Origin of the sequence: Streptococcus sp. 27098_8_69, from assembly GCF_041432445.1 — a bacterium.
Lineage (GTDB): Bacteria > Bacillota > Bacilli > Lactobacillales > Streptococcaceae > Streptococcus.
Genome location: NZ_JAPVZO010000022.1, coordinates 1 through 15937, shown reverse-complemented (window position 1 = coordinate 15937; position 15937 = coordinate 1). Strand labels below are relative to the sequence as shown.

14 protein-coding genes and 1 pseudogene are annotated in these 15937 nt (G+C 41.8%); 13 read left to right on the top strand and 2 right to left on the bottom strand.

The window, feature by feature from the left end; all coding sequences use genetic code 11:
* The 4 genes and pseudogenes from O3658_RS08085 to tnpA all read left to right on the top strand — a co-directional run.
* Positions 1–738: an ABC transporter permease gene (locus tag O3658_RS08085; protein WP_371560691.1), complete on the top strand. Its 738-nt coding sequence runs from the start codon at positions 1–3 to the stop codon at positions 736–738.
* Positions 738–1835 (top strand): sensor histidine kinase, encoded by a 1098-nt coding sequence (locus O3658_RS08080; RefSeq protein ID WP_371560690.1) that lies wholly within the window; start codon positions 738–740, stop codon positions 1833–1835. Before O3658_RS08085 ends, O3658_RS08080 begins: the two co-directional genes overlap by 1 nt.
* On the top strand, positions 1836–2435 hold the full coding sequence (locus O3658_RS08075) for a response regulator transcription factor (protein WP_000866708.1): 600 nt from the start codon (positions 1836–1838) through the stop codon (positions 2433–2435).
* Between the two features lie 205 nt (positions 2436–2640).
* Positions 2641–3027: pseudogene (gene tnpA, locus O3658_RS08070) on the top strand (IS200/IS605 family transposase); the annotation flags it as partial.
* Between the two features lie 379 nt (positions 3028–3406).
* Here the strand turns inward: tnpA and dusB are convergent.
* Both dusB and hslO read right to left on the bottom strand, forming a co-directional pair.
* Complete coding sequence (dusB, locus tag O3658_RS08065; protein ID WP_000183319.1) at positions 3407–4387, bottom strand: tRNA dihydrouridine synthase DusB; 981 nt, start codon at positions 4385–4387, stop codon at positions 3407–3409.
* Complete coding sequence (gene hslO, locus O3658_RS08060; protein WP_153224538.1) at positions 4374–5246, bottom strand: Hsp33 family molecular chaperone HslO; 873 nt, start codon at positions 5244–5246, stop codon at positions 4374–4376. Before hslO ends, dusB begins: the two co-directional genes overlap by 14 nt.
* A 164-nt stretch (positions 5247–5410) precedes the next feature.
* Here hslO and O3658_RS08055 point away from each other — a divergent pair, with 164 nt between their 5' ends.
* The 9 genes from O3658_RS08055 (at position 5411) to dltD (ending at position 15833) form a co-directional block, all read left to right on the top strand.
* Positions 5411–6838 (top strand): helix-turn-helix domain-containing protein, encoded by a 1428-nt coding sequence (locus O3658_RS08055; RefSeq protein ID WP_371560686.1) that lies wholly within the window; start codon positions 5411–5413, stop codon positions 6836–6838.
* Positions 6839–6996: 158 nt separating this feature from the next.
* The gene (glpK, locus tag O3658_RS08050; protein WP_371560684.1) at positions 6997–8505 is read left to right on the top strand and encodes a glycerol kinase GlpK; all 1509 of its coding nucleotides are present in this window, start codon (positions 6997–6999) and stop codon (positions 8503–8505) included.
* 41 nt (positions 8506–8546) lie between these two features.
* A complete protein-coding gene (gene glpO / locus O3658_RS08045; protein ID WP_371560682.1) occupies positions 8547–10373 on the top strand; it encodes a type 1 glycerol-3-phosphate oxidase in 1827 nt (608 codons plus the stop codon).
* Between the two features lie 70 nt (positions 10374–10443).
* Complete coding sequence (locus O3658_RS08040) at positions 10444–11148, top strand: MIP/aquaporin family protein (RefSeq protein WP_371560680.1); 705 nt, start codon at positions 10444–10446, stop codon at positions 11146–11148.
* 227 nt (positions 11149–11375) lie between these two features.
* Complete coding sequence (locus O3658_RS08035; RefSeq protein WP_000375187.1) at positions 11376–11507, top strand: teichoic acid D-Ala incorporation-associated protein DltX; 132 nt, start codon at positions 11376–11378, stop codon at positions 11505–11507.
* Between the two features lie 20 nt (positions 11508–11527).
* Positions 11528–13078, top strand: coding sequence for a D-alanine--poly(phosphoribitol) ligase subunit DltA (dltA, locus tag O3658_RS08030; protein ID WP_371560678.1), 1551 nt, complete (start codon positions 11528–11530; stop codon positions 13076–13078).
* Positions 13075–14319, top strand: coding sequence for a D-alanyl-lipoteichoic acid biosynthesis protein DltB (gene dltB, locus O3658_RS08025; RefSeq protein WP_371560676.1), 1245 nt, complete (start codon positions 13075–13077; stop codon positions 14317–14319). The genes dltA and dltB overlap by 4 nt, the downstream gene beginning before the upstream one ends.
* A gap of 13 nt (positions 14320–14332) precedes the next feature.
* Positions 14333–14572, top strand: coding sequence for a D-alanine--poly(phosphoribitol) ligase subunit DltC (gene dltC, locus O3658_RS08020; RefSeq protein WP_000351968.1), 240 nt, complete (start codon positions 14333–14335; stop codon positions 14570–14572).
* Entirely contained in the window at positions 14565–15833 is a 1269-nt protein-coding gene (dltD, locus tag O3658_RS08015) for a D-alanyl-lipoteichoic acid biosynthesis protein DltD (protein ID WP_371560674.1), read from the top strand. Before dltC ends, dltD begins: the two co-directional genes overlap by 8 nt.
* Positions 15834–15937 lie beyond the last annotated feature (104 nt).

The following is a 15937-nucleotide window of genomic DNA, read 5'->3' as shown; positions in this document are numbered from 1 at the left end:
ATGAAACGATGGATCGCATTAAATAAAATAGAATTTCTATTGACCAAACGGCAACTAGTCTATTATTTATTATCAGTAGGGATGCCGACAGCCTTCTATTTATTCTTTTCAGGCATGTACCAGGAAACACCAGGTGGACCGGCTAATTTTATGCGCGACTACCTCATCTCTATGACAGCCTTTTCCATGATGTCAACAGCTATCTTTTCATTCCCAGTTGTTTTACATACCGACAAGATCAACAATTGGCAGAAAATAATACGTCATAGCCCTGTAAATATGGTAGAATATTATCTATCAAAGATAACAAGTATGATGGTTGATTATTTGGTCTCAATTCTGGTTGTTTTCTCAGTTGGGCATTTTGTAAGAGGTGTGGATATGTCTCTTGGAAACTGGATTGGGGCTGCGTTATTGCTGATAGTAGGAAGTGTTGCCTTTGTAGCACTTGGCTTAACCCTGACTCTCTTGCCGTCCAGTCAGCTGATGTCTGTCGTGGGCAATCTTCTTTACTTTGGCTTGGCTGTTTTAGGCGGACTCTGGATGCCTGTCTCTTTATTTCCAGACTGGATGCAAGCAATCGGGAAGCGTCTACCAAGCTATCAGTTGATGGAGTTGCTCAAGACCTTCTTAAACGAGGGTGGCATCAATTTATCAGCCACAGTTTATCTACTTGTTTTTTCAGCAGTTTTGTTTGGTTTGACCATTTACCTTCAAGGTCATAGGGAGAATGCTTAATGCTTGAAAGACTGAAAAGCATACATTATATGTTCTGGGTCAGTTTAATTTTTATGATTTTCCCCATCCTACCTGTAGTGACTGGGTGGCTTCCTGTCTGGCATTTATTGATTGATATTCTATTTGTAGTGGCGTATTTGGGTGTTTTAACAACTAAGAATCAGCGCCTATCTTGGCTTTTCTGGGGCATCATGCTGGTCTATGTAGCTGGGAACACCGCCTTTGTTGCTGTAAATTATATCTGGTTCTTCTTTTTCCTTTCCAATCTCTTAATTTATCATTTTGGTGTACGTAGTTTAAAGTCTTTACATGTCTGGACTTTTCTCCTTGTTCAAGTGCTTGTTGTGGGCCAACTGTTGATTATTCAGAGAATCGAAGTTGAGTTTCTATTCTATCTACTTGTAATTCTTGCTTTTGTCGATTTAATGACATTTGGTATGGTTCGGATTCGGATTGTGGAGGATTTGAAAGAAGCTCAGGCTAAGCAAAATGCCCAGATAAATCTATTGCTTGCTGAAAATGAACGCAGTCGTATCGGTCAGGATTTGCATGATAGTCTGGGACATACCTTTGCTATGCTCAGTGTCAAGACAGATTTAGCCTTGCAGTTATTTCAGATGCAGGCCTATCCACAGGTGGAGAAGGAATTAAAAGAAATTCACCAGATTAGCAAAGATTCCATGAATGAAGTGCGAACCATTGTGGAAAATCTGAAATCACGGACCCTAGCTTCAGAACTTGAAACTGTCAAAAAGATGCTGGAGATTGCTGGGATTGAGGTTGAGCTTGACAATCAATTGGACAAGGCTAGTTTGACCCAGGATGTGGAGTCTACGGCCGCTATGATTTTGTTGGAACTGGCGACCAATATCATCAAGCATGCCAGCGCTAATAAAGCCTATCTAAAACTGGAACGTACAGATCAAGAATTGCTCCTGACAGTCCGAGATGATGGGAAAGGTTTTGCAACTGTAAAAGGAAATGAACTCCATACAGTCCGTGACCGTGCAGCAGCCTTCTTAGGTCAAGTAGAGCTGGTCAGTTTGAAACAACCAACAGAGGTGCGCGTGCGTCTGCCTTATAAGGAGAGAAAGTAGATGAAAGTATTAGTCGCAGAAGATCAAAGTATGCTTAGAGACGCCATGTGCCAGCTCTTAAGTTTCCAACCAGATGTGGAGACTGTCTTGCAGGCAAAAAATGGAGCCGAGGCTATCGAGGTTTTGGAGAAAGAAGCAGTAGATATTGCCATCCTTGACGTCGAAATGCCAGTCAAGACGGGACTAGAAGCACTTGAGTGGATCAAACAAGAAGTTCCTGAAACCAAGGTGGTTATCGTCACGACCTTTAAACGGCCAGGTTATTTTGAACGAGCTGTCAAAGCAGGAGTTGATGCCTATGTCTTGAAAGAGCGGAGCATTGCCGAGCTTATGCAAACCCTACATACTGTGTTAGAGGGACGTAAGGAGTATTCTCCAGAGCTCATGGAAGTCATGATGACCCATCCCAATCCCTTGACCGAGCAAGAAGTCGCTGTTTTGCATGGAGTTGCACAGGGGCTGTCCAACCAAGAAATTGCAGATAAGCTCTACCTCTCAAATGGTACCGTCCGTAATTACATGACTAATATCCTCTCCAAACTAGGTGCCAGCAACCGAACCGAAGCGGCCAAAACCGCCGAAGAAGAAGGCTGGTTGTGAGGGGGAGAAGAAAGAAAAAAATCTCTTAGAAATGAATCTAAGAGATTTTTTTGTGTTATGTGACTATTAGTCCGTCTCGCTCCGTTAGGTGCGAGACAAAAAAACCACCCGCTATGCGGGTGCGCGTCAAAGGTTATACCAAAAAAACTCCAAACGCGATACAATAAAGGTGTTCAAGCCAATTGTAAAGCGAAAGGAGAAAACCATGGCACAAAAGTCTCATAGTTTATCACACACAAAGTGGCACTGTAAGTATCACATTGTGTTCACCCCTAAGTATAGACGAAAAGTCATCTATAATCAATATCGGAGTAGTTTAGGTGAAATATTTCATCGTTTGTGTAGCTATAAAGGAGTTGAAATTATCGAAGGACACTTGATGCCCGATCATGTACATATGTTAGTCAGTATTCCACCAAGGATAAGTGTTTCTAGTTTCATGGGTTATTTAAAGGGTAAAAGTGCACTCATGATGTTTGACAAACACGCCAACCTCAAGTACAAGTTTGGAAATCGACATTTCTGGGCGGAAGGTTATTATGTGAGTACAGTAGGGCTTAATGAAGCCACGATAAGGAAATACATACAAGATTAAAGAAATTATCCAGTGGATGATTTCTTCACGAGTATAAAAATTTGAGAACGAGTACAGCATGATATAGCACTAGATAAATTAAGTGTGAAAGAATATGAGGATCCCTTTAGGGATAGTGGTAAGTAATACTCACGCCTCTTTAAGAGGCAAGTGACGAGTCAAGAGCAATGAGGCTTGAACAACGTGAAAGCCAGCGTCTTTAGGCGCTGGCTGGTAATTTGGGCTTATAGCCCTGGTGCAAACTACCCGTTAGACTGGGGGGGATTGGATTGTTACCTTGAACGGTAATACGTTAAAACGCCATATGCAGAACGACAGGTACGGTGGTATGAGAGGGTCTAGAAATCAACCCTTACTTGAAAGGTAGTATAGAAGTTTAGGCCTTATCTAATTGCAATAGAGCTTCAATCTCGGCTAATGTGCTTGCTTGTGAGATAGCTCCACGGAGTTTAGCTGCACCTGATGTTCCACGGAGGTAGTGAGGAGCGAGTCCACGGAATTCACGGACCGCAACCTTTTCTCCCTTGAGGTTAATCAAGCGTTTCAAATGCTCGTAAGCGATGTTCATCTTATCTTCAAAGGTTAAATCAGGAAGGATTTCTCCAGTTTCAAAGTAGTGATTGATTTGATTGAAGAGGTAAGGATTCCCCATAGCTGCGCGTCCAATCATAACGGCATCAGCACCGACTTCTTCGATGCGTTGTTTGGCTTCTTGAACAGTGCGAATGTCACCGTTAGCGATAAATGGAATTTTTGTCAGAGCTTGTGCAACCTTGTGAAGAGTCTCCAAATCTGCATGTCCAGTGTACATTTGTTCACGAGTACGACCGTGCATAGCAAGGGCAGAAACACCTGCAGCCTCAGCGGCGAGGGCATTTTCCACAGCTAGAGATGGGTCAGACCAGCCCGTACGCATTTTGACAGTGAGAGGGATATCAAGGACTGATTGAACTTTGTTAATGATAGAGTAGATCTTGTCTGGATCCTTGAGCCACATAGCGCCAGCTTCGTTTTTGACGATTTTGTTAACTGGACAGCCCATGTTGATATCCACGATATCGGTCTTGGTGTTTTCTTGGATGAATTCTGCTGCGCGTGCTAGGCTGTCTTCATCACTACCAAATAGTTGGATAGAGACTGGGTTTTCTCCTTCATCGATATGAAGCATGTGAAGAGTTTTTTCGTTGTTGTATTGGATTCCCTTGTCAGAGACCATCTCCATTACAACGAGGCCTGCCCCAAGTTCTTTAGCAATGGTACGAAAGGCTGAGTTGGTCACGCCGGCCATGGGTGCTAAAACGGTACGATTGGGAATCTCAACATTGCCAATCATAAAAGGTGTATTAAGATTTGTCACGAATGAGTTCCTCCAGATCATTTTCGTTAAAGTTGTAAGTTGTTTGACAGAATTGACAAGTGATTTCTGCGCCATGATCTTGGTCCTTCATTTCCTGCAAGTCTGAGCTTGGAAGACTAGAAAGAGCCTTCATAAATCGTTCTTTGCTGCAGTTACATTGGAAACGAATCTCTTCTTCAGACAAGCGTTTGTATGGTTCGTCGCCATAGATAGCCTTTAGAAGAGCTTCGATATGGTCGTCGCTTTCTAGAAGAGTTGAAATGGCAGGCATTTCTTGGATGCGTTTTTCAAAACGAGCGATTTCTTCTTCCTTGGCTCCTGGCAAAACTTGAACAAGGAAACCGCCTGCTACTTTGACCTTGTCTTCTTCGTCCAAAAGGACATTGAGTCCAACTGCTGACGGAGTTTGTTGGCTTTCTGTCAAGTAGAAGGCAAGATCTTCTCCGATTTCTCCAGAGATAAGCGGAGTCATGGAGTTGTAAGGATTTCCAGTGCCGTAGTCTGTGATAACGAGAAATTGACCATTGCCGACAAAAGGTCCGACTAGAACTTCACCAGTTGCAGTCTTTTTGATGTCAACACCAGGATTTTGAACGTAACCTTTGACGTTCCCCTTGGTATCAGCTACGGTGATGATGGCTCCTAGAGAGCTAGTTCCAAGAACTTTAACCGTTAGCTTGGTATTTCCTTTTTCATTGGCTGCGAGAATCTGGCTGGCGATAAGGGTGCGGCCAAGTGCAACAGTTGAGCTAGCTTGAGTTTGATGTTTTTCTTGAGCAGTGCGGACGGTTTCAGTGCTATCAAGAACATAAGCACGAAAGGCCCCGCTTTCTGATATAGTTTTAATAATTTTATCCATAGCTACTATTTTAGCATAAAAATGCCCAAAGGGGGAGCCGTGTGTTTGCTGATTTTCAGGATAATGGACCAGGAAATCAGCATGAAAATAAAAAGAGAAACAGATTATTTCAGCATTTGTAAGATTTATGCTATGCTTGAAGAAGAAAATGAAAGGGGTAACAAATGTATTTAGGAGACTTGATGGAAAAAGCTGAAGCTGGCCAATTTTTAGTCCTTTCTTTTTTATTGCAGGAGTCACAAACGACCTTAAAAGCACTGATGGAGGAGACGGGCTTCTCTAAAGCGACTGTGACCAAGTACATCTTATTCACAAATGAAAGAGCGCAAACAGTTGGTCTAGATGTACAGATTCATTTACAGGAAGAGCAGGTCAACTTGTCAGTCGGTGCGACTACTAAGGGGCGTGATATTCGTCGCCTATTTTTAGACAATGCGGTGAAATACCAGATTTTACTATATCTGCTCTATCACCAGCAGTTTCAAGCCCATCAGCTGGTTCAAGAATTGATGGTCAGTGAGGCCACGCTTGGGCGCCACTTATCTGGTTTAAATCAGATTTTATCCGAATTTGATTTATCTATCCAAAACGGACGTTTGCGAGGTCCAGAGCACCAGATTCGTTACTTTTATTTCTGTCTTTTACGTAAGGTTTGGTCGAGTAAGGACTGGGGAAATGAAATGCAAAAGCCTGAGAGAAGGCGGGAGATTGCTAGTTTAGAAGAAATCTGTGGTGCTCAATTGTCTTCGGGGCAGAAGTTAGACTTGATTTTGTGGAATCATATCAGCCAACAACGTTTACGTGTCAATGCCTGTCAATTTCAAGTCATAGAAGATAAAATGCGAGGCTATTTTGACAATATTTTCTACCTTCGCTTGTTGAGAAAGACACCGTCCTTTTTTGCTGGGCAACACATTCCTTTGGGAACTGAGGATGGTGAGATGATGATTTTCTTCTCTTTTCTTCTTTCTCATCGCATTTTGCCCCTACATACCATGGAGTATATCCTTGGGTTTGGAGGGCGGTTGGCAGATTTGTTGACGCAACTGATTCAAAAAATGAAGAAAGAGGGGTTGCTAGGCGGTTATACGGAAGACCATGTCACCTATGAACTGAGTCAATTTTGTGGTCAAGTCTATCTATTCAAGGGCTATATTTTACAAGACCGCTATAAGTACCAGTTAGAGAATCGTCATCCTTATTTGCTGATGGAACATGATTTTAAAGAGACAGCAGAGGAGATTTTTCATGCTTTACCTGCCTTTCAGCAGGAGACGGACTTGGATAAAAAAATACTTTGGGAATTGCTTCAATTGATGGAATACATGGCAGAAAATGACGGTCATCATATGCGGATTGGTCTAGATGTAACAGCGGGTTTTCTTGTATTTTCAAGAATGACTGCTATCTTGAAACGCTATTTGGAATACAATCGTTTTATTACTATTGAAGCCTATGACCCTAGTCGGCACTATGATTTGCTGGTTACCAATAATCCTATTCATAAAAAAGACCAGACTCCAGTATATTATTTAAAAAACGACTTAGATATGGAAGATTTGGCAGCGATTCGTCAGATACTATTTGCTTAAAAGGCTTGGGAATCCAGGTCTTTTTTGTGAAATTCTCACAATCTTATCAATTTTTTTTTAAATTTTAAAAAACTTGATAAACAAGAAAGCGCTTTATTTTGTATACTAGTTACTGTAAAGAGGAAATAACCTCAAGATCTTTATCAGGAGGACAGCACATGTCACAAGAAAAATACATTATGGCCATTGACCAAGGAACTACCAGTTCTCGTGCCATTATTTTTAACAAAAAAGGGGAAAAGGTCAGTTCAAGTCAAAAAGAATTCACACAAATCTTTCCACAAGCAGGTTGGGTTGAGCACAATGCCAATGAAATTTGGAACTCTGTGCAGTCAGTAATCGCTGGGGCTTTTATCGAAAGTGGTATCAAGCCAAATCAAATCCAAGCTATCGGGATTACCAACCAGCGTGAAACAACGGTTGTCTGGGATAAGAAAACAGGGCTTCCTATCTACAACGCTATCGTTTGGCAGTCTCGTCAGACAGCGCCTTTGGCTGAACAACTAAAAAAACAAGGTTATGTAAAGAAATTCCATGAGAAGACTGGTTTGATCATCGATGCTTATTTCTCTGCGACCAAGGTTCGTTGGATTTTGGACCATGTAGAAGGCGCTCAAGAGCGAGCAGAAAAAGGAGAATTGCTCTTTGGTACTATTGATACTTGGCTGGTTTGGAAATTGACTGATGGTGCGGCTCACGTGACAGACTACTCCAATGCAGCCCGTACCATGCTTTATAACATTAAAGAACTCAAATGGGATGATGAGATTTTGGAAATCCTCAACATTCCGAAGGCTATGCTTCCAGAAGTTCGTTCTAACTCTGAAATCTACGGTAAGACAGCTCCTTTCCATTTCTACGGCGGTGAAGTGCCAATCTCAGGTATGGCTGGGGACCAACAGGCAGCCCTCTTTGGACAGTTGGCTTTTGAGCCTGGTATGGTCAAAAATACTTACGGAACAGGTTCTTTCATCATCATGAATACTGGTGAAGAAATGCAGTTGTCTGAAAACAACCTCTTGACAACCATTGGTTATGGTATTAACGGCAAGGTTTACTATGCCTTGGAAGGTTCTATCTTCATCGCAGGAAGTGCCATTCAATGGCTTCGTGACGGACTTCGCATGGTTGAAAACTCACCAGAGTCTGAAAAATATGCTCGTGATTCTCACAATAACGACGAAGTTTATGTCGTTCCGGCCTTTACAGGTCTAGGTGCTCCATACTGGAACCAAAACGCTCGTGGTTCTGTCTTTGGCTTGACTCGTGGAACAAGCAAAGAAGACTTTATCAAAGCAACCTTGCAGTCTATCGCTTATCAAGTGCGTGACATCATTGACACCATGCAAGTGGATGCTCAGACAGCTATCCAAGTCTTGAAGGTGGATGGTGGTGCAGCTATGAATAACTTTCTCATGCAGTTCCAAGCTGACATCTTAGGAATCGACATCGCACGCGCCAAAAACTTGGAAACAACTGCTCTAGGAGCAGCCTTCCTAGCAGGTTTGTCAGTAGGCTACTGGAAGGATTTGGATGAGTTGAAACTCTTGAATGAGACAGGAGAACTTTTTGAGCCATCCATGAACGAATCTCGCAAGGAACAACTCTACAAGGGCTGGAAGAAAGCTGTGAAAGCAACTCAAGTCTTTGCGGAAATCGACGACTAATACTGGAAGAATAAAGCGACTCAGTTAGAAAGTGTGTAAATATGGAATTTTCAAAGAAAACACGTGAATTATCAATTCAAAAAATGCAGGAACGTACCTTGGATCTCTTGATTATCGGTGGGGGGATCACAGGGGCTGGTGTAGCCTTGCAGGCGGCAGCTAGTGGTCTTGAGACTGGTTTGATTGAAATGCAGGACTTCGCAGAAGGAACATCAAGCCGTTCAACCAAATTGGTTCATGGAGGTCTTCGTTACCTCAAACAATTTGACGTAGAAGTGGTGTCAGATACAGTTTCTGAACGTGCAGTGGTTCAACAAATCGCTCCACACATTCCAAAACCAGACCCAATGCTTTTACCAGTTTACGATGAGGATGGAGCGACCTTTAGCCTCTTCCGTCTCAAAGTAGCCATGGACTTGTACGACCTTTTGGCGGGTGTTAACAACACACCAGCTGCTAACAAGGTCTTGAGCAAGGAAGAAGTCTTGGAACGCCAGCCAAACTTGAAGAAAGAAGGTTTGGTAGGAGGTGGAGTTTATCTTGACTTCCGTAACAACGATGCGCGTCTCGTAATTGAAAATATTAAACGTGCTAACCAAGATGGTGCTCTTATTGCCAACCATGTTAAGGCAGAAGGCTTCCTCTTTGACGAAAGTGGCAAGATTACAGGCGTCGTAGCTCGTGATTTGTTGACAGACCAAGTCTTTGAAATCAAGGCCCGTCTGGTTATCAACACAACAGGTCCTTGGAGCGATAAGGTGCGCAATTTGTCTAATAAGGGAACACAATTCTCACAAATGCGTCCAACCAAGGGAGTTCACTTGGTAGTTGATTCAAGCAAGATCAAGGTTTCTCAACCAGTTTACTTTGACACAGGTTTGGGTGACGGTCGAATGGTCTTTGTACTTCCACGTGAAAACAAGACCTACTTCGGTACAACAGATACAGACTACACAGGTGATTTAGAGCATCCAAAAGTGACTCAAGAAGATGTGGATTATCTGCTTGGCATTGTCAACAATCGCTTCCCAGAAGCAAATATCACAATTGACGATATCGAAAGCAGCTGGGCAGGTCTTCGTCCATTGATTGCAGGCAATAGCGCTTCTGACTACAATGGAGGAAATAACGGTACAATCAGTGATGAAAGCTTTAACAACTTGATTGCGACTGTTGAAGCTTATCTATCGAAAGAAAAAACGCGTGAAGATGTTGAATCTGTTGTCAGCAAGCTTGAAAGCAGCACATCAGAGAAACATTTGGATCCATCTGCAGTTTCTCGTGGGTCTAGCTTAGATCGTGATGACAATGGCCTTTTGACCCTTGCTGGTGGTAAAATCACAGACTACCGTAAGATGGCTGAAGGGGCTATGGAGCGCGTAGTTGAGATTTTGAAAGCAGAGTTTGACCGCAGCTTTAAACTCATCAACTCTAAGACTTATCCTGTTTCAGGTGGAGAATTGAACCCAGCAAATGTGGATTCAGAAATCGAAGCCTTTGCGCAACTTGGAGTGTCACGTGGTTTGGATAGCAAGGAAGCACATTATCTGGCAAATCTTTACGGTTCAAATGCACCAAAGGTCTTTGCCCTTGCTCACAGCTTGGAACAAGCTCCAGGACTCAGTTTGGCAGACACCTTGTCCCTTCACTATGCAATGCGCAATGAGTTGGCTCTTAGCCCAGTTGACTTCCTCCTTCGTCGTACCAACCACATGCTCTTTATGCGTGATAGCTTGGACAGCATCGTAGAGCCAGTTTTGGATGAAATGGGACGATTCTATGACTGGACAGAAGAAGAGAAAACAACTTACCGTGTTGATGTAGAAGCAGCTCTTGCTCAAAATGACTTGGCAGCATTAAAAAATTAAGAAAAAATAAAAGAAGTGGCGGGCAGGACTCCTAGTCTACCCTCTCCTCCTTTTTAATGGAGACAGAAAGATGATGAATGAATTATTTGGAGAATTTCTAGGGACTTTAATCCTAATTCTTCTAGGAAATGGTGTTGTAGCAGGTGTGGTTCTTCCTAAAACCAAGAGCAACAATGCAGGTTGGATTGTGATTACTATGGGTTGGGGGATTGCAGTTGCGGTTGCAGTATTTGTATCTGGCAAGCTCAGTCCAGCTCATTTAAACCCAGCTGTGACCATCGGTGTGGCCTTAAAAGGTGACTTACCTTGGGCATCAGTATTCCCTTATATCCTAGCTCAGTTTGCAGGGGCTATGCTCGGTCAGATTTTGGTTTGGTTGCAATTCAAACCGCATTATGAGGTAGAGGAAAATGCAGGCAATATCCTGGCAACCTTCAGTACTGGTCCAGCCATCAAGGATACAGTTTCTAACTTGATCAGTGAAATCCTTGGAACCTTTGTTTTGGTGTTGACAATCTTTGCTTTGGGGCTTTATGACCTTCAGCCTGGTATCGGAACCTTTGCAGTGGGAACTTTGATTGTCGGTATCGGTCTATCACTAGGTGGGACAACAGGTTATGCCTTGAACCCAGCTCGTGACCTTGGCCCTCGTATCATGCACAGCATCTTGCCAATTTCAAACAAGGGAGATGGAGACTGGTCTTATGCCTGGATTCCAGTTGTGGGACCTGTTATCGGTGCAGCCTTGGCCGTGCTTGTATTCTCACTTTTCTAAGATAAAAGAGCTATTTGTAACAAAGTTTGAGATTGGATTCTCAAACTTTGTTGTTTTTTGAGGGCAAAACATTAATATTTTAACTTGTCTTAAAATAAGCTAAAATGTGCTTTCTAAAAATGGTAAACAGTTGAAAATAGAGGGAATAAAGTGGTAAAATGGGAACAAGAAAAAATAGTAATTGTTTGTGGAAAAATTGACGGAAATTTACAGAAAAGAAATCGATCATGGATAGAAAGAAACCATTATATATTTTTTTAGGGCAAACGGTCCTGTATTTTATTGTTTTACTGGGTTTGCTTTACTTTTTTAGTTACCTAGGTCAAGGTCAGGGTGGCTTTATCTACAATGAATTTTAACTTTAAGGAGAAAACGAACTGTGTCTAATAAACCGATAAAAGATATGATTGAAGCGATTGAGTACTTCGCCCAAACTCAGCCTAGCTTTCCAGTCTATAATGTTCTTGGTGAGGAACGTACCTATGGTGATTTGAAGGCTGATTCGGATAGTTTGGCTGCAACCATCGATCAACTAGATTTACCTGAAAAATCTCCTGTAGTCGTTTTTGGTGGTCAGGAGTATGAGATGTTGGCTACCTTTGTAGCCTTGACAAAATCTGGTCATGCCTACATTCCAATTGATAGCCACTCTGCCTTGGAGCGTGTGTCTGCCATTCTTGAAGTGGCTGAGCCAAGCTTGATTATTGCTATCTCAGACTTTCCATTGAAGCAGGTTTCTACACCGATGATGAATCTAGCTCAGGTTCAAGAAGCCTTTGCTCAAGGGGCAAGTTATGAGATGACGCATCCAGTCAAGGGGGATGATAACTACTACATCATCTTTACATCAGGGACAACTGGGAAACCAAAAGGAGTGCAGATTTCGCATGATAATCTGCTCAGTTTTACCAACTGGATGATTACGGACAAGGAATTTGCGACGCCAGAGCGTCCACAAATGTTGGCCCAACCACCTTATTCTTTTGACTTGTCTGTCATGTATTGGGCACCGACCTTGGCACTTGGTGGTACGCTTTTTGCTCTTCCATCAGCTATCACTCAAGACTTTAAGCAACTCTTTGCGACCATCTTTTCACTTCCGATTGCTATCTGGACTTCAACACCATCTTTTGCAGATATGGCAATGCTGTCGGAGGATTTCAATGCTGAAAAGATGCCAGGAATTACCCATTTCTACTTTGATGGGGAAGAGTTGACCGTTAAAACCGCTCAGAAATTGCGCGAGCGTTTCCCAAATGCGCGTATCATCAATGCTTACGGTCCAACGGAAGCAACAGTTGCTTTATCAGCAGTCGCTATTACAGATGAGATGTTAGCAACCTTGAAACGTCTTCCGATTGGCTACACCAAAGAAGATTCACCTACCTTCATCATCGATGAAGAGGGCAATAAACTGCCAAACGGAGAGCAAGGGGAGATTATCGTATCTGGCCCAGCCGTTTCAAAAGGTTATATGAATAATCCAGAGAAAACAGCTGAAGCCTTCTTCGAATTTGAAGGTCTGCCAGCCTATCATACGGGAGATGTCGGTACTATGACAGATGAAGGCCTCCTTCTCTATGGTGGACGGATGGATTTCCAGATCAAGTTTAACGGTTACCGCATTGAGCTAGAAGATGTTTCTCAAAACTTGAATAAATCTCAGTATGTTGAATCCGCTGTTGCAGTTCCACGTTACAACAAAGACCACAAGGTTCAAAACCTCTTGGCCTATGTTATCTTAAAAGATGGCGTCAAAGAACAATTTGAGCGCGACATCGATATCACGAAAGCGATCAAGGAAGACTTGGAAGATATTATGATGTCTTACATGATGCCGTCTAAGTTCCTTTACAGAAAGGAATTGCCACTAACTCCAAATGGCAAGATTGACATTAAAGGCTTAATCAATGAGGTAAATAATAGATGATGGAGCTTCTTAAACAGCTTCCTCATATTGAGCCTTATGGAAATCTACAGTACTTTGTCTACGTGATTACCGCTACCTTGCCAATCTTTATCGGTCTTTTTTTCAAAAAACGTTTTGGCTGGTATGAAATATTGGTTAGTCTCTTCTTTATAGTCACTATGTTGACGGGAGGCAAGACCAATCAATTAGCTGCCTTAGGAATCTATCTAATTTGGCAAATGGTACTGGTTCTTTTTTACAAGCAGTATCGAAAAGTCCGAGACGGCAAATGGATTTTCTATCTCGTTAGTCTGTTGTCGTTACTTCCCATCATCTTTGTCAAGGTGCAGCCTGCTATCAATGGAACGCAGTCTTTGCTTGGATTTTTGGGAATTTCTTATTTGACATTTCGTTCGGTAGGAATCATCATCGAACTTCGAGATGGAGTCATTAAGGATTTGAAGATGTGGGAGTATTTGCGTTTTCTTCTCTTTATGCCGACATTTTCAAGTGGTCCTATTGATCGTTTCAAACGTTTTAATGAAAATTATCAGACGATTCCAGAGCGCGATGAGTTGATGGATATGCTAGCCGAGTCCGTTCGGTATATCATGTGGGGATTTCTGTATAAATTTATCCTAGCTCATATTTTAGGCGAGATTTTATTGCCACCGCTAAAGAATTTAGCTTTACAAACAGGTGGCTTCTTTAACTACTACGTAGTTGCAGTCATGTACACATTTGGTCTGGAGCTCTTCTTTGACTTTGCGGGTTATTCCATGTTTGCTCTAGCTATTTCAAATCTGATGGGGATTCGTAGTCCGATCAACTTCAACAAACCTTTCTTGTCAAGAGATTTGAAAGAGTTTTGGAATCGTTGGCACATGAGTTTATCCTTCTGGTTCCGTGACTTTGTCTTTATGCGCATGGTCATGGTGATGACGAGAAAGAAGCTCTTTAAGAATCGAAATGTGACCTCAAGTGTCGCCTATATCCTGAATATGCTCCTTATGGGGTTCTGGCATGGGATAACTTGGTTTTACATCGCCTACGGACTCTTTCATGGAGTGGGCTTAGTCATTAATGATGCCTGGGTTCGAAAGAAAAGAACGCTCAATAAAGAACGTAAGAAAGCAGGGCAAGCTCCCTTGCCTGAGAATCGTTGGGTTCAGTTGCTTGGCATGGTTATAACCTTCCATGTCGTGATGATTTCATTCTTAATCTTCTCTGGATTTTTGAATGATTTATGGTTTAAAAAATAAAAGGAATTAAAAAATGGATATCAAATCAGAAGTTATTGAAATTATTGATGAATTGTTTATGGAAGATGTTTCTGACATGATGGATGAGGATCTTTTTGATGCAGGTGTCTTGGATAGTATGGGGACAGTTGAATTAATCGTGGAAATCGAAAACCGATTTGATATTCGTGTCCCAGTTACAGAATTTGGTCGTGATGACTGGAATACAGCTAATAAAATCGTAGCAGGAATTACGGAGTTAAAGAATGCTTAAACGCTTGTGGCTAATTTTCGGGCCTGTCTTTGTAGCGGGCTTGTTGGTGTGCCTTCTTATCTGTTTCTATCCAAGTAGCCCAAGTCATAATCTCATGGAGGAAAAATACTCTGCCGCTTCGATAAGTGCAGAAAGCTTTAAGGAAAGAAGTCAAAAAGTAAGAGCTCTTACGGATCCTGATATGCGTTTTGTGCCTTTTTTTGGATCTAGTGAGTGGATGCGTTTTGATAGTATGCATCCAGCAGTACTAGCTGAAAAGTATGACCGTTCTTATCGTCCTTACTTTATGGGACAGGCAGGAGTAGCTACCCTCAGTCAGTATTTTGGGATACAACAAATCACATCCGAACTTGAAAATAAGCAAGCGGTATTTGTCATTTCCCCACAGTGGTTTACAAAAGAAGATCATGACCCGACTATTTTCCAAACCTATTTTAATAATGATCAGTTGACTGCCTTCTTGGAAAATCAATCTGGGGATGCAGCCTCTCAGTATGCTGCCAATAGACTCTTAAAGCAAAATCCTGGTGTTTCTATGAAGAGCATCGTTGAGAAATTAGCCAAAGGAGAAAAATTATCAGAGTTCGACCAAAGTATGATTAATATTTCGTCGCAATTAAATGAGAAACAATCAGCTCTTTTTGGTCAATTCTCCATTCATGGTCGATTAAAGTACAAAGATCATATTGAAAAATATTTGAGCAGTCTCCCAGACCAATTTTCTTATGAAGAATTGGAAAATATCGCTCGAAAAGAGGGTGAAGAAAATACGACCAATAATGATTTGGGAGTAGATAATCATTTTTACAATACTAAGTTAAAGAAAGATTGGAAAAAATGGGAAGGATCTCAAAAGAATTTTAACTTTCTCAAATCACCTGAGTACAATGATTTGCAGTTAGTGCTCGATCAATTTGCAAAATCTAAGGTCAATGTGCTCTTTGTCTTTCAACCTGTCAATAAAAAATGGATGGATTATACCGGGTTAAGTGAGGAGATGTATCAACACACAGTTGAAAAAATTCGTTACCAGTTGGAGAGTCAAGGCTTCACCAATATCGCTGACTTTTCAAAAAACGGTGGAGATCCCTACTTTGTTAAGGACACGATTCATATCGGTTGGTTAGGCTGGTTAGCATTTGATAAGGTGGTAAATCCCTTTTTGAGCAATCCGACAACAGCACCTGATTACCAAATGAATGACCGTTTCTTTAGCCAAGATTGGGCAACCTATGACGGAAATATCCAAGATTTTCAATAATATAGAAAAGGAGTTTGAACTTTGTACTGACCCCAAAAAGTTAGACAATTAATTTAAGCAAAGGATTTAGTTCTGTATTGTACAGGACTAAGTCCTTTTCTACC

What these genes read in the sequence shown, in the direction of transcription:
- O3658_RS08085 (WP_371560691.1), top strand. Translation starts at nt 1, where the DNA reads ATGAAACGATGGATCGCATTAAATAAAATAGAATTTCTATTGACCAAA.
- O3658_RS08080 (WP_371560690.1), top strand. Translation starts at nt 738, where the DNA reads ATGCTTGAAAGACTGAAAAGCATACATTATATGTTCTGGGTCAGTTTA.
- O3658_RS08075 (WP_000866708.1), top strand. Translation starts at nt 1,836, where the DNA reads ATGAAAGTATTAGTCGCAGAAGATCAAAGTATGCTTAGAGACGCCATG.
- hslO (WP_153224538.1), bottom strand. Translation starts at nt 5,246, where the DNA reads ATGGATAAAATTATTAAAACTATATCAGAAAGCGGGGCCTTTCGTGCT.
- O3658_RS08055 (WP_371560686.1), top strand. Translation starts at nt 5,411, where the DNA reads ATGTATTTAGGAGACTTGATGGAAAAAGCTGAAGCTGGCCAATTTTTA.
- glpK (WP_371560684.1), top strand. Translation starts at nt 6,997, where the DNA reads ATGTCACAAGAAAAATACATTATGGCCATTGACCAAGGAACTACCAGT.
- glpO (WP_371560682.1), top strand. Translation starts at nt 8,547, where the DNA reads ATGGAATTTTCAAAGAAAACACGTGAATTATCAATTCAAAAAATGCAG.
- O3658_RS08040 (WP_371560680.1), top strand. Translation starts at nt 10,444, where the DNA reads ATGATGAATGAATTATTTGGAGAATTTCTAGGGACTTTAATCCTAATT.
- O3658_RS08035 (WP_000375187.1), top strand. Translation starts at nt 11,376, where the DNA reads ATGGATAGAAAGAAACCATTATATATTTTTTTAGGGCAAACGGTCCTG.
- dltB (WP_371560676.1), top strand. Translation starts at nt 13,075, where the DNA reads ATGATGGAGCTTCTTAAACAGCTTCCTCATATTGAGCCTTATGGAAAT.
- dltC (WP_000351968.1), top strand. Translation starts at nt 14,333, where the DNA reads ATGGATATCAAATCAGAAGTTATTGAAATTATTGATGAATTGTTTATG.
- dltD (WP_371560674.1), top strand. Translation starts at nt 14,565, where the DNA reads ATGCTTAAACGCTTGTGGCTAATTTTCGGGCCTGTCTTTGTAGCGGGC.